This window comes from Paraburkholderia phenoliruptrix (genome assembly GCF_047325075.1).
Lineage (GTDB): Bacteria > Pseudomonadota > Gammaproteobacteria > Burkholderiales > Burkholderiaceae > Paraburkholderia > Paraburkholderia phenoliruptrix.
The window spans coordinates 1,859,796-1,879,408 of sequence record NZ_CP168530.1; the positions used below are offsets into that span (position 1 = coordinate 1,859,796).

At 61.5% G+C, this 19,613-nt stretch carries 17 protein-coding genes and 2 pseudogenes; 15 read left to right on the plus strand and 4 right to left on the minus strand.

Features of this window, described 5'->3' with window-relative positions; all coding sequences use genetic code 11:
• Positions 1-4 precede the first annotated feature (4 nt).
• Together ACEN8U_RS08250 and ACEN8U_RS08255 are read right to left on the minus strand one after the other, a co-directional pair.
• Positions 5-646 carry an isochorismatase family cysteine hydrolase gene (locus ACEN8U_RS08250; protein WP_310107938.1) on the minus strand — a complete coding sequence of 214 codons (642 nt, stop codon included), beginning with the start codon at positions 644-646 and terminating at the stop codon, positions 5-7.
• A gap of 91 nt (positions 647-737) precedes the next feature.
• The gene (locus tag ACEN8U_RS08255) at positions 738-1,109 is read right to left on the minus strand and encodes a YciI family protein (RefSeq protein ID WP_310107940.1); all 372 of its coding nucleotides are present in this window, start codon (positions 1,107-1,109) and stop codon (positions 738-740) included.
• Positions 1,110-1,441: 332 nt separating this feature from the next.
• Here ACEN8U_RS08255 and ACEN8U_RS08260 point away from each other — a divergent pair, with 332 nt between their 5' ends.
• The 15 genes and pseudogenes from ACEN8U_RS08260 to ACEN8U_RS08330 all read left to right on the plus strand — a co-directional run bounded on the left by ACEN8U_RS08260 (position 1,442) and on the right by ACEN8U_RS08330 (position 18,503).
• The gene (locus ACEN8U_RS08260) at positions 1,442-1,987 is read left to right on the plus strand and encodes a sigma-70 family RNA polymerase sigma factor (RefSeq protein WP_310107942.1); all 546 of its coding nucleotides are present in this window, start codon (positions 1,442-1,444) and stop codon (positions 1,985-1,987) included.
• Positions 1,969-2,943, plus strand: coding sequence for a DUF4880 domain-containing protein (locus ACEN8U_RS08265; protein WP_310107943.1), 975 nt, complete (start codon positions 1,969-1,971; stop codon positions 2,941-2,943). Before ACEN8U_RS08260 ends, ACEN8U_RS08265 begins: the two co-directional genes overlap by 19 nt.
• A gap of 273 nt (positions 2,944-3,216) precedes the next feature.
• Positions 3,217-4,374 (plus strand): annotated as a pseudogene (locus ACEN8U_RS08270) (cysteine desulfurase family protein); the annotation flags it as partial.
• Between the two features lie 348 nt (positions 4,375-4,722).
• The gene (locus ACEN8U_RS08275; protein ID WP_310107945.1) at positions 4,723-5,187 is read left to right on the plus strand and encodes an Lrp/AsnC family transcriptional regulator; all 465 of its coding nucleotides are present in this window, start codon (positions 4,723-4,725) and stop codon (positions 5,185-5,187) included.
• Between the two features lie 327 nt (positions 5,188-5,514).
• Positions 5,515-7,905, plus strand: coding sequence for a TonB-dependent receptor (locus ACEN8U_RS08280; RefSeq protein ID WP_310107946.1), 2,391 nt, complete (start codon positions 5,515-5,517; stop codon positions 7,903-7,905).
• The gene (locus ACEN8U_RS08285) at positions 7,895-8,677 is read left to right on the plus strand and encodes a TonB family protein (RefSeq protein WP_310107948.1); all 783 of its coding nucleotides are present in this window, start codon (positions 7,895-7,897) and stop codon (positions 8,675-8,677) included. The genes ACEN8U_RS08280 and ACEN8U_RS08285 overlap by 11 nt, the downstream gene beginning before the upstream one ends.
• Before the next feature lie 22 nt (positions 8,678-8,699).
• On the plus strand, positions 8,700-9,434 hold the full coding sequence (locus ACEN8U_RS08290) for a MotA/TolQ/ExbB proton channel family protein (protein ID WP_310107950.1): 735 nt from the start codon (positions 8,700-8,702) through the stop codon (positions 9,432-9,434).
• Between the two features lie 13 nt (positions 9,435-9,447).
• The gene (locus tag ACEN8U_RS08295; RefSeq protein ID WP_309588840.1) at positions 9,448-9,870 is read left to right on the plus strand and encodes a biopolymer transporter ExbD; all 423 of its coding nucleotides are present in this window, start codon (positions 9,448-9,450) and stop codon (positions 9,868-9,870) included.
• On the plus strand, positions 9,867-11,639 hold the full coding sequence (locus ACEN8U_RS08300) for an ABC transporter ATP-binding protein/permease (protein ID WP_310107952.1): 1,773 nt from the start codon (positions 9,867-9,869) through the stop codon (positions 11,637-11,639). The genes ACEN8U_RS08295 and ACEN8U_RS08300 overlap by 4 nt, the downstream gene beginning before the upstream one ends.
• A gap of 79 nt (positions 11,640-11,718) precedes the next feature.
• Positions 11,719-12,039: pseudogene (trxA, locus tag ACEN8U_RS08305) on the plus strand (thioredoxin); the annotation flags it as partial.
• A gap of 946 nt (positions 12,040-12,985) precedes the next feature.
• Positions 12,986-14,344: a metallopeptidase TldD-related protein gene (locus ACEN8U_RS08310; protein ID WP_310107953.1), complete on the plus strand. Its 1,359-nt coding sequence runs from the start codon at positions 12,986-12,988 to the stop codon at positions 14,342-14,344.
• Between the two features lie 12 nt (positions 14,345-14,356).
• Positions 14,357-15,832: a metalloprotease TldD gene (gene tldD, locus ACEN8U_RS08315; protein ID WP_310108075.1), complete on the plus strand. Its 1,476-nt coding sequence runs from the start codon at positions 14,357-14,359 to the stop codon at positions 15,830-15,832.
• A 28-nt stretch (positions 15,833-15,860) separates the two neighbouring features.
• Entirely contained in the window at positions 15,861-16,301 is a 441-nt protein-coding gene (locus ACEN8U_RS08320) for a Fis family transcriptional regulator (protein ID WP_310107955.1), read from the plus strand.
• Positions 16,302-16,560: 259 nt separating this feature from the next.
• Positions 16,561-16,767: a hypothetical protein gene (locus ACEN8U_RS08325; RefSeq protein ID WP_310107957.1), complete on the plus strand. Its 207-nt coding sequence runs from the start codon at positions 16,561-16,563 to the stop codon at positions 16,765-16,767.
• Positions 16,768-16,934: 167 nt separating this feature from the next.
• Positions 16,935-18,503 carry a methyl-accepting chemotaxis protein gene (locus ACEN8U_RS08330; protein WP_310107959.1) on the plus strand — a complete coding sequence of 523 codons (1,569 nt, stop codon included), beginning with the start codon at positions 16,935-16,937 and terminating at the stop codon, positions 18,501-18,503.
• A gap of 146 nt (positions 18,504-18,649) precedes the next feature.
• Here the strand turns inward: ACEN8U_RS08330 and ACEN8U_RS08335 are convergent, their stop codons facing one another.
• Positions 18,650-18,919 carry a hypothetical protein gene (locus ACEN8U_RS08335; RefSeq protein ID WP_310107960.1) on the minus strand — a complete coding sequence of 90 codons (270 nt, stop codon included), beginning with the start codon at positions 18,917-18,919 and terminating at the stop codon, positions 18,650-18,652.
• A gap of 150 nt (positions 18,920-19,069) precedes the next feature.
• Positions 19,070-19,606 carry a chemotaxis protein CheW gene (locus ACEN8U_RS08340; protein ID WP_310107962.1) on the minus strand — a complete coding sequence of 179 codons (537 nt, stop codon included), beginning with the start codon at positions 19,604-19,606 and terminating at the stop codon, positions 19,070-19,072.
• Positions 19,607-19,613: the final 7 nt, after the last annotated feature.

Below are 19,613 nucleotides of genomic sequence, written 5' to 3' on the forward strand. Positions count from 1 at the left end.
CTGTCTAGGCGAGCAGTCGCAAGGCATCGGCGAGCGACAGCACCGTTGTGCGCGATTCGAACGCAGTGGAGAACAGGTGGTCATGCACGACCTGGTCCGGGTCGTAACAGCAGTCCTTGACCGTGTAGAGGCGAAAGTCCGCGTCGCTCGCATAGGCGACCGACGACAGTACGACGCCGGTCGACGCAATGCCGACCAGAATCAGCGAATCGACACCGTGTGCGCAGAGTCGCGCCTCGAGATCAGTGCCAAAGAACACGCTGGCGCGATGCGCAATGACGAGCGGTTCATTGGCCTGCCGGCCTAACTCCGGCGAGGGCTGGTCGTCGACGAAGAGACCTAGTTGCTTGATTCCCTGGCCATTCTTGTTCAGTGGGCTGACTTCCGGATAGCCTGGACTGAAGCGGAGATTGGCAAAATAGACCCCGACGCCCTTGGCCCGCGCAGCGTCGCATAATTTGCGCGTATTGGCGAGCAAGGTCGGCGCGACCGATGGAAAGAGTTCGAGAATGTCGGTCTGATAATGCATGACGATAAGCGCGGTGTGCTTCGGCGCGATGGGGGGAATCTGCGAATGCATGCGCTGCCCGGACGCGCTGTTGATTTCGTCGTTCTCGCGGCCACTGAAACTCTCGCTGCCTGCCATTGCGTCACCTTATATCTTTTCCGGATTCGTGATCCCTGTCTGCTTGTGCAGACAGGAGCGCGGACGCATCCGTGAGACTGCGTCGAGGCCCTCAACGGCTCAGGTAAAAGTCGAGGGGAATAAGCTCGATGGCCCATCCGCCTTCTTCTCCGAGCGTCGCTGCCGGGTGCATGGAGGCGATGCGCAACGCCTCGTCACGCGTATCCGCCTCGATCACGAACAGGCCGCCCACGACCTCTTTCGACTCGGTATAGGGCCCATCGGTGACATGCGTCTTGCCGTTGCGCGGGCGCAGCGTCCTCCAGCTTTCGACATCGCCAAGCGACGCGGAAATCAGGACCTTGCCTGTAGCCCGCATCTTCTCGTCCAATGCGGGACATTGGCTCACCAACGCCTTGACGTCTTCTGGCGCCATCGCGGCGAATTGTTCGGGGGTGAAGTAGGCCAAGCCGAGGTATTTCATCGCAGATCCTTTGGTTGAGGGAATACACCGACGACGATTCGGGAACAATATCACCGCGAGACCGGTTGCGTGGCAGAGGGGCGCGTGCAAGACACTCAGGCGTTCACTCGACAATCAGTCGATCCAACCCGTCAGCGGTTCGCTGCGGGGTCCGTCCGGGATGTCCCTATGTTGGATTTTAGATGACGGCCGTACCTGAGGATTTTGAAATGGCATACTAAGATTTTGACGCAATGTAGTTCGAACGTTGTGCTGAGGGAAGAAGGCCGGAAATGGGTTGACCTGCACGATTGACCTGCATGTTGTGGTTTTGAAATAGCGTCGGATGAATAATGAATTCCACGGTCCCGGAGCCGTCAGCGGAAGCAGACAACGGCGTAAAGCCTGTCCACTCGCGGTCGATATGGCTCACCAATGAGTTTCGTTCCAGCTTTGGATGGCTGAAATCGAAGCTGCAAAGACGGGTTGGTTCGCACGCGGACGCAGAAGATCTTGCTGCGTCTTCGTTCGCGGAGCTTGCGGGCATCAAGGACCTCGCCGCAGTGCGCGAACCGAGGGCGTTCTTGACTGTAATCGCCCAGCGCCTCACGTTTGAGATGTGGCGGCGTCGCGACCTTGAACGTGCCTATCTGGAGTCTCTGCTCGTTTCTGAGGCAGCCGCGGCCCCCTCATCGGAATCTATCGCGGAAGTATTGCAAGCGCTTTTTTTGGTGGATCAAGCGCTGAACGGTCTCCCCCTCAAGGCTAGAAGCGCGTTCATCTATAGCCAGATCGACGGTCTCACATACGCCGAGATCGCAGAACGGCTCGGCGTGTCGACCAGCATGGTCCGTAAGTATATTGCCCAGGCGCTGACTCGATGCTACTTGATAAGTTGACCCCCTCGAACGCTCCCGACACGCTCGCCCCCGCCATGCAGGCGGCGGTTGAATGGGAGGTCAGATTGCGCGCAGAGGAAGTCTCGCAGGTTGAGCTGAAACAGTTCGATGCGTGGCTGCGTGCGGATCCTTCTCATGACCATGCATGGGCGCGTCTCCAGGAGCGGCTGGGGCGGTTCCGCGCGTTGCAAGGTGCGCCCGGGGAAGCCGTTCGACGCGCGCTACAGGAGCCATCGCCTACGCGGCGACGCATGCTGAAGGCTGGCGCCGGCGTCGCAGCTGCCGTACTGGCTGGTGTTGGCACGCGACAGCTAGTCAAGATGTATTCGCTTGACGCCGATTACCACAACGGAGACTTCGCTCCGAAAACAGTGACGCTAAACGTTGGAGTGCCGCTTACGCTTGGCGCTGGAGCGCGCGTGTACGCGGCGCCAGAACGGCCACAAGGAAACCTCTACCTCGCGTCGGGCCAGATTGCAACCGATGGCCGCGCGAGCATTAAGCAGCCGCTGACCGTGAAAACTAGTCATGGACTGGTGCGGACGGATAGCGCGCGGCTGAGCGTTGATGCCTTGCGACGACACACTGTGGTCGCTGTGCAGGGGGGCGACGCAATTCTTTCGGTGCATGGCGGCAATCAGGTTCGCGCATCGGATGGCTCGGCGTGGTCCCTGTCGCACAGTCGCATCGCCCGAATGCCGGAGACGTCTGCAGACATCTTCTCGTGGACCGCGGGCACCTTGGTTGTTATGGATCGTGCCGTGCCAGATGTGGTCGAGGCTGTCGGGCGTTATTACGACGGTTTCGTCCGCTTCCCGGACAGCGCCATGTCCCGCCGGGTGAGCGGCGTTTTTCCGCTTGACGATCCCAAGGCCGCGCTACGACAGCTGGCGGGCGGGCTAGGGCTTTCCCTAACGTTTTACGGAAAAGCTTTGGCTGTCGCCTCGGAAGTCTGACTGGCTGCCGAAGCCGATCTGCAGCGGCAATTTTTCTGAACCTCTTGCGTCACTCTTCCGAACTCTGCCGATTCGTGCGTATCGCACGTGGCTTCCCCGGCGGAGACAATGGAGAAACGTCGACCTTGTCTGGTCGTTGGAAAACTATTCCGCCTGGTGTGCTGCGCCAGAAAATCGATGCTAACGAGGCTCCCTTGAGCCGCTTTATTTTGGAAGCATTTTTTAGGTTGCGAAGCGTAGGATCGGTTATTCCGGAAAGTCGAGACTAGCACGATGGGCGAGGCGGATAATCTACGTTACTTTGACTACGCCGCCACTACACCGGTGGATCCACGAGTCATTGAATCGATGTTTGGGTGCATGGGTGTAGGTGGCGCGTTCGGCAATCCCGCGTCCAGTTCTCATGCTACGGGGCTACGGGCACGACGATTGGTGGAGCGGGCCCGAGAGCAGGTCGCGTCTCTTATCGGTGCAGCCGGGGATGAGCTCGTCTGGACTTCGGGCGCAACGGAGTCGAACAATCTTGCGCTAAAAGGTTACGCAGATAAGGCATTGACCCGACAGCACATGGTCACGAGCCGGATAGAGCACAAAGCCATCCTCGATACGATGGATAGCCTCGAAAAGCGAGGGCGCCCGGTAACTTACCTGACTCCCACACCGAGTGGGGAAATTACCGCGGAAGCGGTTGCCGGTGCGGTGCGTGCGGACACGGGCCTCGTCTCCCTGATGTTGGTTAACAACGAGATCGGGACGCTAACCGATATCGCGGCAGTGTCGCGGGTTGTCCATCGTGCTGGAGCGCTGTTGCATGTCGATGCGGCCCAGGCACTTGGGAAAACATCGATCGACGTGAAGGCGCTCGGCATCGATATCATGTCGATGTCGGCGCACAAGGTATATGGTCCAAAAGGAATCGGAGCGTTGTATGTCAGTCGCGAAGCGTCGGATCGGATTGCGCCGCAAATGCACGGAGGAGGGCATGAGCGGGGTCTCCGTTCGGGCACGCTGGCAACGCATCAGATAGTAGGAATGGGTGCTGCATGTGAATTGGCAGCGATGGAGATGAGCTCCGACAACGAGCGAATCGCGCGTCTCAGCGAGAGGCTGCTCTCCGAAGTTCTGTGTCTGGAAGGTGTTTCTCAGAATGCCAGTAGCGCGCGCCGGATCCCTCATACGTTGAGTCTGACAGTTGATTTACCCAATTTTTTTCCGTTCATGCTTACCGGCGAACTGGCGGTCTCTTCAACTTCCGCCTGCAACTCCGCAGCCGGCACACCGTCGCATGTATTAAGCGCAATCGGGCTAACCGAGGCGGCCGCCGGCCGGACAGTGCGATTGAGCCTTGGACGATACACGACCGAGGAAGATATCGGTTCGGCGATCACGTGCTTCCGACGCGTCGTAGGGCAAAGCCGCACTGTCGAGGCGAACCCTATTTCGCAATAAGTCACCGCGGTGACGGTACAAATAGTGAATGCGCACGTTGCGACGCCGCGCGGGGAAATATTCGCGGTGACGATGGCTCGCTCTCGTTGCAGTCGTCGCGCAGATTGCACGCATGGCCGAGACGGCCGCCGACATCTTCGCATTGAAACGCGGCCCGGTCGCACGCCTTGACCCTGGCCGTCGTCTCGGAGGCCTGACGCTGCGTCCACGGGCAGATCGGGCGTGCGATTTTTTTGGTTTCCCGGTGTCACTTTTTCCCCCTCGTTGCACAAGGTAAATGAAGACGTTCAAACGCCCTTGAGGCTTACCTTGTCCCGGAAGGGAGGAATTGTGATCGACCACATCGATAAGGCCATCCTGACAGTCCTGCAAGAGGACAGCACGCTTTCGGTTGCGGAACTCGCCGATCGCGTGCACCTCTCCACCACACCCTGCTGGCGTCGCATACAGAAGCTTGAACAGGACGGCATCATCGCCCGCCGCGTAGCCCTGCTCAACGCCGAAAAGCTCAATCTCGGCGTGACCGTACTCGTCGAGATCAGAACGGCACAGCACACGGCGGCGTGGCTCAAGCGCTTTTGCGAAGTGGTCGCCGGGATCCCTGAAGTCATCGAGGTGTACCGCATGAGCGGCCATATCGACTACCTGCTCAAGGTTGTTGTCCCGCACATCGCCGCTTACGACGGTGTCTATAAGCGCCTGATAGGCGAGCTGGAAATCTTCGATGTGAGTTCGAGTTTTTCCATGGAGACCATCAAGCACACGACGCGGTTGCCGCTCGATTACGTTTTCTGATTTCCGGGGTAGTGCATCTTGAATGCCGGACTGAAATTTCAAGGCGGTGCGTTCCGACGGGAATGGAATTCCGGAAATGGTGCGAAAGACGAATTGTTTCAAAAAAGCATTCCGGGCGGGATCGCTAGACTTTTCCTTGTGGGCGAGGGGCAAACAAACGTCCTTGAACTACCGGCTTCGAGCGATGCCAGGAGCGGAAAGCCAGCAAGGTATGCCGCGATGCTCGGGACGACGTCATCAATACGAGCGACCTCTGGGCAAGCATGCGGGATCTTTTCACTTTCGCGTGCGGCCGGATGTTTCGCCGAAAGACAACTGACAAAGGGAATGGGTGCCATCATGGGGATCAAGTTCAGCAGCAAAGGTATGGCTGGCAATGTTGCAGCAATGGCGATCGCAATGGCGGTGGCTCAGACTTTCATCGCATCGGCAGCGTGTGCGCAGCAATCGGAGTTGCACGCCTACCACATACCGAGCGGGCCATTGGACCGCACGCTGGTGGAGATCGCGAAGATCACGCAACTGCCGTTGAGCTATGACGCGTCACTGGTGCAATCGCTCAGATCGGCGCCGGTGGACGGCACATACTCGCCCGAGGCTGCGATCCGCAAGGCTTTGCAGGGCACGGGCCTGGACCTGGTTCCGACGGCGAACGGCGGCTACACGCTGGCTCACGTGAAGGCGGACGCAAAGGGGGTTTCGTCGGTGCCCTCTGCAACGGTGGCACAGGTCGACACCACCTTGCCGTTGATCAGCGTGGCGGCCAGCCGCGATTCAGGCGGCACCGGCTTCGTCGCGGAATCGTCGTCCACCTATGCGCGCTCGGACGTGCCGCTGAGCCAGACGCCGAAATCGGTGAGCGTCATCAATGCGGCGGTGATCCAGAGCCAGGCCGACCAGTCGCTGTCCGATGTGCTGAGAAATGCTTCCGGTGTCGTCACGCGGCCGGGGCCGGAGGGCGTGCCGAGTTACACGATTCGCGGGTTCACGGCGCAGAACCTGACCTCGGACGGGCTCGCGACGGTGGGCTCGGCGCCCAACGTCACGCCGACGATCGCCATCTCGAGCGTCGAAGTGGTCAAGGGCCCGTCGGCGATCGTGAACGGCAACAGCCCGCCGGGGGGCGTCATCAATATCGTCAAGAAGACGCCTCAGGCCGATCCATTCCACGAAATCCAGGTGGGCTACGGTTCCTACGGCAGCGAGCAGATCGCGCTTGACAGCACGGGCGCCATCACCGCCGACAAGAAGCTTCGATATCGCTTCATCATCTCGGGTGAACGGGTCGGCCAGAATTCGATGGGATATGACGGCAAGAGAAATTTCTACTTCGCACCGACCCTGCAATGGAAGGACTCGACCACGGATGTGACTGTCGGCTATGAGCGCACGGTCGATCGCGAGCCGGTCCCCCAGTTCACGGTCGGCTACGCCAAGGGCGACATCTATCGAAACTATATCGACAAGCCACTGGGCTCGCCGTCCGACCACTTCGGCGCGCAAACCGACAATGTCTTCTTTCATCTCGAGCAGAAGCTCGGCGAATCTCTGACCTTCGTGAGCAAGGCGTCCTACACACGAAGCCAGCAGACGCAGATGGTCTGGACGCCAGTCTCGACGCTTTCGGCGACCAATGGCGCGACGTTCATGAGTTTCGATTCACTTTCGGATTACTACAGTTGGAGTTTCCAGAACTACCTGCGTGGCAAATTCAATATCGGCGAAGTGAAAAACACCGTGATAGCGGGTTGGGATGTTCTCCGTTACAGCCAGTATCAGGCTGACGCCACAACCACGAAATTTATTTCCGTTCCGAATGTATTCGGATCCTTTGTGTTCCCGTCGTCCGACGTCGCAAACGTGGCGTCAGATGCCGTGAGCTTCTACACCCAAACCGGGTTGTATCTTCAAGATCAGTTTTCCTACCGGAATTTCCATGCGCTCGCGTCCGTGCGCCGTGATACTTATCTGACGCATGCGACCAGCACCTTAGGTAGCACGGGAGCGGGAGCCCATCAGAACGCCTATAGCCCGAGCCTCGGGCTCCTCTATGAACTGACGTCCGAGGTTGCCGCCTACGCCAGCTACAACCGCGGCTTCCAGCCGGGCACGGCGATGAAATTCGGCGGTGGTTTGCTTGCCCCGCAAATCAGTCAGCAGGTCGAAGTGGGCATGAAGTTCAACCTGCTCGACGACAAGCTGGCCATTACGACCTCGGCCTACCGCACGTCGTTCAGCAATTACAACGTCGCCGACCCGGTCCATCGCGGCTTTTATCTTCCCGCCGGCGGCGCCGTGAGCCGCGGATTCGAAGCGGAGATTACCGGGCAGCCGCTGCCCGGCGTCAACGTGGTGGGCAGCTATACGTACAACGACTTCGTGCAGCCCTCGAACACCAAGCTGGCTGTGAACCTGCCCAAGAACAGCGCCAGCCTGTGGGCGACTTACAACTTCCGCTCGGAAAAACTCCAGGGTTTCGGTGTCGGCGCGGGGCTGTTCTTCGCCAGCGGGCAGTACATCGGCTCGGGTTCGGCATATCGCATTCCCAGCCAGGTGGAGACGGATCTCGGGGTGTTCTACCGGAAGAAGGGCTATGGCCTGAATCTCTCGGTCAAGAACGTATTCAATCGCAAGCTCTACTACAGCAGCACGACGTCTTCCTTCATCCCGATGGGACCGGAGCGGACCGTCATGCTCACCGGTACCTATGATTTCTGATTCCCTCGAAACTCGGCCCTGGCGCGGCGGCGTGTCCGGCACCCGGTACGTCGCGGCTGTTCGATCGCGGTACCCGCGTGCGGCGGTTGCGCTTGCCGTCTTGCTGGTGCACGGACTGGGGCTGTATCTGATCGTGCATCACAGCGTGCATCTGATCAGGCTGGAGGCCGACCGGGCCTCCGGTGCCTCGGTGCAGGTCAGGCTGGTCGCCGCGCCGCAGCCGCAACCGGTGGCGAAGCCCGAGCCCGAGCGGCCGCCGGAACCCAAGCTCCGGCCGATCGAGAAACCGGTGGTTCGAAAGACGACGCCCTTGCTGTCCTCGGAGGCGCCGGCTGCCCGGACCGTCGCGGCCCCGAAGACCGAGCCCGTCAAACCGGTCGAGCCGGCACCCCCGCCGCCGGTGCCGACGCCCAGCGCGGCCCCGGCCCCCGCTCCGACGCCACCTGCACCCGCACCCGGGCCCGCTCTGCTCGATACCCCGAAGCAGATCAGTAGCGCGGAACTCAAGCAACTCGGTTGCCGGATCCCGAGGCCCGACTATCCCCCGAAGGCCAGGCGGCTCGCGCAGGAAGGCACGGTGGTGGTGAGCCTGACCATCGGCGCGGACGGCGCGGTCAAGATGGCGCGAGTCGCACGAAGCAGCGGCTATGCGCTGCTGGACGCGGCAGCGCTGGCGTCGATCGAAGCCGGGCGTTGCCAGCCCTATACGACCGCCGGTATCCCCCGTGCTGTCGAGGCCGAGCAACCGATCGCCTTTAACCTGAATGATTGACCTGGAATCAACGGAGCAAAAAATGGAACAGTACGGCATCGCCTACGTCTGGCAGCAGGGCGACTTCATCACCCGCTTCATCTTTGTCTTTCTCCTCGGTATGTCGGTCGTGTCCTGGTTCGTCATCGTGACGAAGGGACTGTCGAATCGGCGCCTCGAGAGCATGGGCAAGCGTGCGCAGACTCGCTTCTGGTCCACCCCGTCCTTCGACGAGGGTATCAAGGTGCTGGGGGAGGGCGCCGACAATCCCTATCGCGCCATGGCGCTGGCGGGCCGCGAGGCGAGCGAGCAGCAGGCGGGCGGCGGGGCTTCCCTGCAAGGCAACCTGAGCGCCAGCGAATGGGTGGCGCGCGGCCTGCGCAATGCGCTGGACGACGAGGTCGCCCGCTTGCAAAACGGCCTGGCCGTGCTCGGGTCGATCGGCAGCACCGCGCCCTTCGTCGGCTTGTTCGGCACCGTGTGGGGCATCTACCACGCTCTGATGGCGATCGGCGCATCGGGCCAGGCCAGCCTCGATCACGTCGCGGGCCCGGTGGGCGAGTCGCTGATCATGACGGCGATCGGGCTGTTCGTGGCGATTCCCGCCGTGCTCGGATTCAACTACGTCAATCGCGGCAACAAGCGGGTCAGCCATCGCCTGAACCGGTTCGTGCATGAACTGCACGTGTACTTCATCACGGGCGCCAAGGCCCACGGCGACGTTCGCCAGGCGCCCGCGGCGCCGGTGGCGACCAAGCGCGTCGGCGCCGCCGCCTGATCGGGAGCCCATCGTGTCGATTCTCATGGATGGCAACAACGACGAAGGCGTGATGAACGACATCAACATGACGCCGCTGATCGACGTCATGTTGGTACTGCTGATCATTTTTATCGTGACGCTGCCGGTCATCAACAAGGCGGTGAAGGTCGATCTCCCCAAGGCCGCGGCCCAGCCCGCCGAATCGAAAACGCAGGACATCGACCTGTCGATCACGGCCGACAAGACGGTGCTGTGGAACAAGGAGGCGGTCGACGACGCGGCGCTGAAGCTGCGTGTCGCGACGGCCGCGAAACAGGGCGATCCGCCGGCCGTCAACATCAACGCCGATCAACACGTCGAGTACGGCAAGGTTGCCGGGGTACTCGCTGCGCTGCAGGGCGGAGGGCTGAACAAGATCAATTTCGTGATGCAGCCGGACAAGGGGCAGCAATGATCAGGAATCGGGCATTCCCGACGGATCGCGCCGAGGATCGGGAGGCCAGGCGTCACTTTCCCACCGTCTTGAAGCTGATCAAGCCGTACTGGCGCACCCGGGAGGGCCTGCTGTCGGCGTTGATGCTCGCCTGCGTGCTCGGTGCGGGCTGGAGCCACACCTATCTCGCTATCTGGCTCAATCGCTGGACCGGCACGTTTTACGACGCCGTGGGATCCAGCAGGTTCCAGGCGCTGCCGAACCTGCTGTTGCAGTTCCTGCTGATGTCGATGGCCGCGGCCGCGCTGACGATGTCCACGGTGGTGCTGCAGTCGATCGTCGAGATTCGCTGGCGGCGATGGCTGACGACCTGGCTGGCCGATCAATGGCTGGCTCGCCATACCTACTACCGGATAGAGCGTGACCGCTCACTCGAGAACATCGATCAGCGTATCGCGGAGGATGCGAAGCAGTTCGTCAAGGACACCCTGCTGCTGTCGATGGGCGTGCTTCAGGTACCGGTGAGCATCGTGAGCTTCAGCGTGGTCCTGTGGTCGATCGGCCATTCCCTGGATCTCGATATCGGTGGGCACACGTACCGCATCCATGGGTACCTGGTGTATGCCGTCTTTCTCTATCAAGGCCTGTTTTTCTGGGCCACGCACCTGCTGGGCCGACGGCTGATCACCCTCAACGCCAAGCAGAATCGCGTCGAGGGCGACTTCCGCGTGCTGATGGTGCGGGTGCGCGAGTTCGCCGAGCAGATTGCCTTCTTCGACGGGAGCGGCGCGGAAAACGTGCGATTGAACGGGGCTTTTCGCCACGTCGTATCGAATCTCTATGCGCTGCTTTGGGTCAACACGCGGGTCGCCCTGTTCACCAATATCGTCGGGCAGGTCAGTTCCGTGGTGCCTACCCTGCTGGTGCTGCCGCAACTGATGACGGGAGGGCTGACGCTGGGTGGCCTGATGCGATCGAATAGCGCATTCAGTTCCGTCTCCGGTTCCCTGGCGTTTTTCCCTCAAGCCTATTTGGGGTTCACCGCCTGGCGCGCGGAAGCGAACCGGCTTCGCGAATTTCTTCATGTCAATTCGCTCGATCCGCAGGGCGGCATAGTGGTGAGCGCCGGCAACGAAGGCGCGGTTGCCGCTAGGGGGCTGGTGCTGCGCGATGCAGGCGGCGCGGAGCTTGCCCGCGTGCCGGACTTCTCGCTCGCGCCGGGTGCGCGCTGTCTGATCCGCGGACGCTCCGGCAGCGGGAAAAGCACGCTGCTCAGGGCGCTGGCGGGCCTCTGGCCTTACGGCGAAGGCGCGATCACTCGCGGTGCCGAAAGGGCGGTGTTCGTTCCGCAGCGCAGCTATATCCCGGCGGGCACATTGAAGGCGGCGATCGCGTATCCGCGGGACGAGTCGACGTACACCGACAGCCGTTGCGCGGAAGTCCTGCACGCCTGCGGCCTCGGTGCGCATGCCGCATCGATGCTGGACGCCGATCGCTGGAGCGACCGGCTTTCCGGCGGAGAGCAGCAGCGGGTGGCGTTTGCGCGCGTGTTGCTGGCTTGCCCCTCGACGATCTTCCTCGACGAGTGCACCTCCGCGCTCGACCCGGAAAGCGAACGACATCTCTACCAGTTGCTGATCGACCGCTTGCCGCATGCCACGGTGGTGAGCGTCGCGCATCGAAAGGAACTGCAGGCCTTTCACCCGCAAACCATCGACTTCTCACCGGAGCCGGCATTCGCGGCTCCAGCCAGCCCGGCCGACCCGGCGCCGTCAGCTTGCCCGGCATGACGCCGGGATGCCGTCGCCATGGCGCGCCTTGCTGGCCGCCGGCGTGCGATGAAACCGAACTTATGAACAGGAACGTGAAATGAGCGATTTGAAGAGTGTGACCGACGCGAGCTTCGAGGCCGATGTGACGCTGAACAGCCGTCCGGTGCTGATCGACTTCTGGGCCGAGTGGTGCGGGCCGTGCAAGGCGCTGGCGCCGACGCTCGAGAAAGTCGCGCGGAATTTCGAAGGGAAGGTCGACGTCGTCAAGATCAACGTCGACGAACATCCCGCCTTCCGTGAGCGCTTCGGCGTGCGTGGCATTCCCGCCCTTGTACTCATGAACGGCAGCCAGGAGCTGGGCCGTATCGTGGGGCCCCGGTCAGCCACTCAGCTGGCCAGTTATCTCGATGCGCATCTGGGAACCGCCACGCAACTGGCGAAGCCCGAACTCACGCTATGCGCGTTCGGTGGCGATGCGCAGGCGAAGGCGGCCCGGATCGCGCATTTGCGTGAATACCTGGAGCAAAAGCAGGCTTCGCCGGACACGCCCATGTGGCCGGAAAAGGTCAGCGGCGCGCTCGCCTTTGTGGTCGGATCGGCGGATCCGGACGAATGCGCGAGCGCGCTGGGCATCCCGACCGATGTGCTCGAGGCGGTGAATGTGCTGTCGAGCTATCGAGGCACGCATTTCAATGGCGCCTTGTTCGTGGCCGATTGGCTCGAAAGCGTGCCGGTCGGGGCGAACCTCTCCAGATTGCCGGGCCGGCTGCTGACGTTGATTCTGTCGAGCCAGCTCGTCTCGGACATGCTGAACGGGGAATCGAGGCTGCTGGCGATTCGCGACGAGCTAGTTTCCCTGCACGCGGCGGAAACAGACGGCGCCCCGGTGACAGAGGCGACATGGGCGGACCTGAAGCAGGCGTCCAAGGACGTGGCGGGCGAACTCGGCGAAGGCAATGCCGCCAGGGCAGCCGCCGTGCTGGAGGTGGCCTCGTCTTCCCTGGCCAGGAATCCTGACATGTTCAAGGACCTGGTATTTGCCGTTACCGGCTTTGTCTGGAAGAGCCTGCAGGCCAAGTGCAACTGGAGCCTGGCCGACGACTCCCGCTTCATGAAACTCGCGGACGGGATTTACAAGCACGCACTCGAAACCAGCGTCGAGCCGCCGAGAGGCAGTGCGATGTCGAAGCAGGTGGCGGAGATCGATCCCCAGCTGGTGGAGCGCTTCCTGTCTCATTACGAAAAGGGTCACCGTGCCCTGGGCGAGCGCGGCCGTGCGATCGGCGACATGCTGATCCAGCTCACCGGGCACATCGCCTGACCCACTCAACGACACTATGCCGCGTAGCGGAGGAGGCAGGCTGATGCAGTCGAGCAGTACGCAGTTGCAAACCGTCGCCGACGAACTGGAAAGCTCGGCCGAGCGCGTGATCGAATTCGCGCGGCGGGCGGGCGCTGACGGAACGCGCGTGGAGATCGAGGCCGCCGAGTCGCGCGCCGTGGCCGTGACAAACCGGGTGCCGACGGAGCGTAGTTTCCGCGGCACCCTCGAAATGACGGTAACGGTTTTTCGCGAGGGGAAACGTGCTTTCGCGAAATCGTCCGACCTGTCGGACGAGGGGCTGAGCAAGATCGTTCGCGGGGCCATCGACAGTACTGCGGCAACCGAATCGGATCCTGCGGCCGGCTTCGCCGATCCCGGCGAGTTGGCCAGGGATTTTCCCGATCTCGATCTCCATCATCCGCTGGATTGGTCGATCGACGAGCTTGGCGCCCATGCGCAACGCGCCGAGGATGCGGCGCTCGCGCATGATACGTCGATCAAGGCGTCCAAGGGCGTCACGGTGCGGACGGTGTCGGGCGTGTCCTTGCTGGCAACATCCGCGGGGTTCCTTGCGACGGCGCCGTGGTCTATTCACTCGATCGCATGTGCCCCGGTCGCGTTCGGAACCGGCGAAAGGCAGATCGGCTTCTGGGGCGATGCAACTCGCGCGTTCGACGATCTCGCGAAGCCGGAGGACGTCGGGGCGCTCGCCGCCAGGCGGGCGCTGGACGGTCTCGGCGCAACGCAGGTTCCCACGCAGCAATGCCCGGTTCTTTTCGAGCCCTCCGCGTCGCTGGAGCTGCTTTCCGAACTGGTGTCCTTGGCCTCGGGGGATGCGCTCTACCGGAGCGGATCGTTTTTGAAGGATGGCATCGACTCGCCCCTCTTTCCGCCGCACGTTCAGCTCGACGAGGATCCGTTCGTCAAACGCGGCATGGCCAGCCGCTGCTTCGACAGCGACGGCATTGCGGGATTGCGCCGCAAGGTGGTGGAAGACGGCTGCCTCCGCGGGTTTTTCCTCGGGCTCTATGCGGCGCGCCGTTTGGACCTGACGCCCACCGGGAACGGCTACGGAGCTCACAACCTGAAAATGAGCAGTACGCGAACCGGGCCCCACGACGACTTCGCCGCGATGCTAAGGAAGCTGCATCTCGGACTTCTGGTCACGGAGATGGTGGGCGGAGGCCTGAACCGTTTGACGGGGGACTTCTCCCGCGGCGCCAAGGGCTTCTGGGTGGAAAACGGCGAGATCCGGTTCCCGGTGAGCGGCATCACGATAGCGTCGAATCTAAGGCAGATGTTCGGCGGGCTACAGGCGATCGGCAACGACGCAATCACGAGGGGAGGCGCGACCTCTGGATCATGGCTGATCGATGCAATGAAGATTGGGGGAGCTTGAAGCATGAATGACATGAAGCAGACGCAGGCATTGCGGCCCGACCGCGAGCAGATCCGTACCCAGGCGCGGCACACCCTGCTGGACCGGCATGGCGTCGACGAGGCGGCGCTTTTTTCCGCGATGGGCATCGCTCTCGGCCAGCGATGGGATCATGCCGACATCTTTCTCAAGGAAACGACCGCGGAATCATGGTCGCTGGAAGGCGGCGCCGTGCACGCGAGTTCGTATCGCTGCGATACCGGCTTCGGACTGCGCGTATTGAAGGGGGAACAAGCGACGCTCGCGAGTTCGCAAAGAATCGACACGGCGGCGCTGCGACATGTTGCCTTGCAACTTCGCGAAACCGGAAGCGGCAATGCGCACGACGGCGTCGCAACGACGCAGTACAGGCCGGCGGCATCGGCACGATCGTTCTACGACCCGGCTCATCCCCTGCGGACGATGACCGGCACGGACAAGATCGCACTCCTGAAGAGGCTCGACGAGATCGCGCGCGCAGCCGACTCGCGCGTGATCGAAGTGCATGCCGTGCTGAGCGCCGTGCACGAGACGATCTGGATCGCGCGATGCGACGGACTCAGTTCTGGCGACGTACGCCCGCTGCTGGCGTTGTGGATCAACGTGCGCGTCAGGTCGGATGCACGCATGGAGAGCGCGAGCGGGGGGATCGGCGGGCGCCATGGCATACAGGAGTGGACCGACGACGAGCTCCGTACCTTCGTGCGGGACCGTGTGGCGGCCGCCCTCACGAAGCTGCAGGCGCGGCCGGCGCCGGCCGGAAAAATGACAGTGGTGGTCGGCCCCGGCTGGAATGGCGTCCTGCTGCACGAAGCGGTAGGCCATGGACTGGAAGCCGACGGTGCGCGCCGCGGGACGTCCGCGTTTGCGGGACGCCTCGGCGAAAAGGTTGCCTCTGGCAATGTGACCATCGTCGATGACGGAACACTCGAGGGTGCCCGCGGCTCCTTGAATATCGACGACGAAGGGTGCGCGACGCGACGTACGACCTTGATCGAAAATGGCGTGCTGCGCGCGTATATGCAGGATGCGCTGAGCGCACGCTTGATGGGAGTGGAACCGACGGGAAACGGCCGCCGCGAGGGTTACGCCTCGCCACCCATGCCGCGCATGACGAACACGTTCATGCTGAATGGCGATCACGAACCTGGGGAAATCGTCGAGTCGGTGCGCAACGGCATCTACGTCTCGGGCCTCGAGGGCGGTCAGGTCGACATCACGAGCGGCCAGTTCGTTTTCGAGGCATCTGAGGCCTATTTGATCGAAAACGGCAGAATCACTGCACCGATCAAGGGCGCGACGATCACGGGCCACGGCCCCGACACCATACGAAAAATCAGCATGGTCGGCAACGATCTCGCGTGCGATCCCGGCAGGGCGACATGCAGGAAGGCCGGGCAGTCGATCCCCGTGGGCGTCGGGCAGCCCACCGTGAGAGTGGATGAAATGATCGTCGGAGGCACCGCGTAATCATGGGTGTCGAGGCGGTGTATTACCGGTGGAACAGACAGTGAATAAGTGGGCACATCGTCTCAGCCAGTCCAACCGCAGGTTACGTGAAGCGAAAACGGAACTGCTGCCCTTGCCGAGGCCGATACGCGATGCGCTGTCATTGGAGTATCACCTGCAGCTCGAAGCGCTGCATGCAGGCGTGGGGTCTCTGATCGCGCTCCAGGTCCTGATGAGGACCGCGATCGCCACAGGAATTCTGTGCGAATTCGGGTACGGGGATGTCGAGGGCATCTCGTATAAGGACCTGGAAAGGATCGCGAACCACGCGTTTTCCTCCGGGCAGCAAGGGCATTTCCACCTCGACGGCGACGCATTCCGTCTGTTTGCCAAGGTGCTGACAACACACGATTCGCAGCTGGAAGTCGCTCCGGTCAAGGTGATCGACGAAGTCGCGAAGCGTTTGCAGCGTTATTGCAGGGCTGCCTGAGCTTATTTAAAGATCCTAAGCATCCCATTTTGAAGCGTGAGCTTGCCGGTCAATTCGCCCGTCCGGCACTTAGCCATGTCGCGCGCGACTACCCTTTCAGTTGAGCGTCGAACTAATGCACGAAGCTAGAAAACTGGATCGGTCGCCACGCCGGCGCGACGCCATATACGCAATCGCCATGCCACTTGCTTCGCTCGCTCCGACAAGGGTTTGCGGGCAGTGCTGAAACGCATGTGTCAACAATTCGTGACACCAGTGTATGAAAGTCAGAAAGATCGCGTTCCTGTGTCGCATCGATTCTCACGAGGCGATGAACGATTCATCTACTGCAGTCCTGAACATTGCAGCGATCACCTTTATGAAAAAACTCTGCCCGGCTCCGGATTTGTCAGAAGCTCGCGGCATTTTAACTATCGTCGCTGTAATGTCTTGCGCCGCAACCGGAAAAAAGATCATACGCCCGTGATCGTTTGCGAGGACGGATAGCCACCTGAGGCGACCGCGCACCGGGATGAGTTGACCGATATGTCCGACCATCTTGATAAATGTATCTTTAGGCGAGGGATGCATGGATTACAGTTAGTTTGCTGGCGTGCCGACATAACGAATAACAACACACGGAGGAAAAAGAGCATGGGTTCTATGACAGTCGGCAGGAAGCTGAGCGCGGCATTTGGTATCGTCGTGCTTGTATCGTTGATCGGCAGCGCGATCTCGGTGGTCAATTTTCTGAGACTGAATCAGGCGAACGGCTGGAACGTTCATAGTTATCAGGTTCTGCGGGCAAACGACGACATGTTGACCAGCATGGTCAACATGGAGACGGGCGTGCGCGGCTACGTAGCCTCGGGGGACGACCGGTTTCTCGATCCCTATAAGGCAGGCCTCAAGCAGTTCGCCGCATCGCTCGATCTCGTGCGCAACCTCACTTCTGACAATGCTACGCAACAGCGTCGTCTCGAGACGCTGCGCGACATGCATCAGAAAGTGGCGGAGATCGACGACAAGCTGATCGCCATGCGGCGTGACGTCAATGCCGGTACGCAGCCTGCCAACGTGCTGACCGACTACTTCAAACAGGGCAACGACAAGCAGTTCATGGATCGCTATCGAGCCGTGGCGGCCGAACTGAACGAGGCGGAGCAGTCGCTGCTCGATCTGCGTGCAGCGGACGTGGCTAACATGACTGCGCTGACCAAGTTGACACTCGCGGCAGCAGGCGTCATCACCGTGGTCCTCTCGATCGTGCTTGGGACCATCATCACCCGCGGCATCATGCGCTCGCTGGGGGGAGAACCCGCCGACGCCGCGGTAGTGGCCGGGCGTATTGCCGAAGGCAATCTCGAAGCACCCGTGCCGGTCGCTCCGAACGATCGCGGCAGCCTGATGGCGTCGCTCGAATCGATGCGCCGACAACTGAGCGGTATCGTGTCGGAAATTCAGTCGACGGCGGAATCGATCACGACCTCGGCCGGCGAAATCGCGCAGGGTAACCTGGATCTCTCGCAACGGACGGAAGAGCAAGCGGCTTCACTCCAGGAAACGGCGGCCAGCATGGAGCAGTTGACTGCGACGGTGCGTCAGAATACGGAAAACGCCAGGCAGGCGAATGCGCTTGCGGGCAGCGCGTGCGATGTCGCGATGCGCGGCGGCGAAGTGGTGAACCAAGTGGTCGAATCCATGCGAGCCATCTCGAGCAGTTCGGGCAAAGTTGCCGAAATCATTAGCGTGATCGAAGGGATTGCGTTCCAGACGAACATTCTGGCGCTGAACGCAGCAGTCGAGGCCGCGCGTGCAGGCGAGCAGGGGCGCGGATTTGCGGTGGTGGCCGGCGAAGTGCGTACGTTGGCGCAACGCAGCGCGAACGCGGCCAAGGAAGTCAAAGACCTCATCACGGGTTCGGTGGAGAGCGTGGCGCAGGGGTCTCAGCAGGTCGAACGCGCGGGCACGACCATGTCCGATATCGTGCAGTCCGTGCGACGAGTGACTGACATCATGAGTGAAATTGCATCGGCCTCGGACGAGCAGGGAACGGGTATCGAGCAGGTCAATGTCGCCGTGGGTCAGATGGACTCGGTCACGCAGCAGAACGCGGCACTCGTGGAGCAGGCATCGGCAGCCGCGCAGGCGATGGCGCAGCAAGCAACCACGTTGCGCGAGGTGGTCGGGGTCTTCAGGATCGGACGCGTTCACGAGCACTGATGGACTCGCACCTCGGTGCTTAACCGGAAGTCGACGCGAGCGGGCGCTGAGCCGCTCGCGTGACAATCAATTCGTAGATCGAAGCAGTTTGTTGCAGGATGTGCAGTGAAAGAAGGCCGGTTATATCGATGTCCCGGGCGACGCCCCTACAGATTCTCGACTGGAACGGGGATTGTCTCGCCCTGGTACGGAATTTCCACGCACTGCCCGACGGCACGAAGTATCCGGTGCCTGTTCAGCTCGAAGGCCAGCCGAATCTGCTGTTCGCTCGTATCCCGGGCGCCCAGCTGCGTGCGGACCGTCTCGCGCAACAATGAAAACGAGCGATATCCCCAACCAAATCCATACGCGGAAAATTGCAGTGTGGCCGCGTCCGTCAAAACGGGCAGCGTACTCTCGGTCGGTTGCGTGTTCATTCTTGGCACCTGTGTGAAAACCATGCGGCATGGGACTCTTTCGATATTTCGCTGCGTGCGGGGTAAGTGGGGTTCGGGCGAACGCCTGCCAGCGACCTATCAACCTCCGCGATTTCGCGCCTTCACGCAATCGCGATGTCGACGCGTGGTTTACTCTTGAGCGGGGGGTGAAGGGTTCCAGTGCGCGCCGATATCGATCGCTTCCATGAATCGCTCGACGTCGAGCAGGAGCAGTATGTGTTCGCCGTCGTCTTCTTCGTGGACGGCGAGACCTGTGATGAACTCCGTTTGCATCGCGGTCCCGGACTCCGCCGCAGCGCGGCGAGCGGCGAGAGCCACATCGACGATGCCGCTCACCGAGTCGACGATCAGACCGGTCGCCTGTTCTCCACCGTTGAGCACGATGATGGCGGTCGGTACGGCGTCCGCGATCGGGCACAGCGAGAACTTCATGCGCAGGTCGACGATCGGTATGACGAGGCCGCGCAGATTGACCGTGCCCTTAACGAACGGCGGCGCATCGGTGGCGGGCGTCGGTTCCCTATAGGGGCGAATCTCGCGGACACTCAGGATGTCGATTCCGTATTCCTCGTTGCCGAGCGTAAAAGTGACGAATAGCTGCGTGGTCGCCTTGCGGGCGCCATCGCATGCGGGCGCGTTGCACCCGATTTCGACTGCTTCCGTCATGTCATGC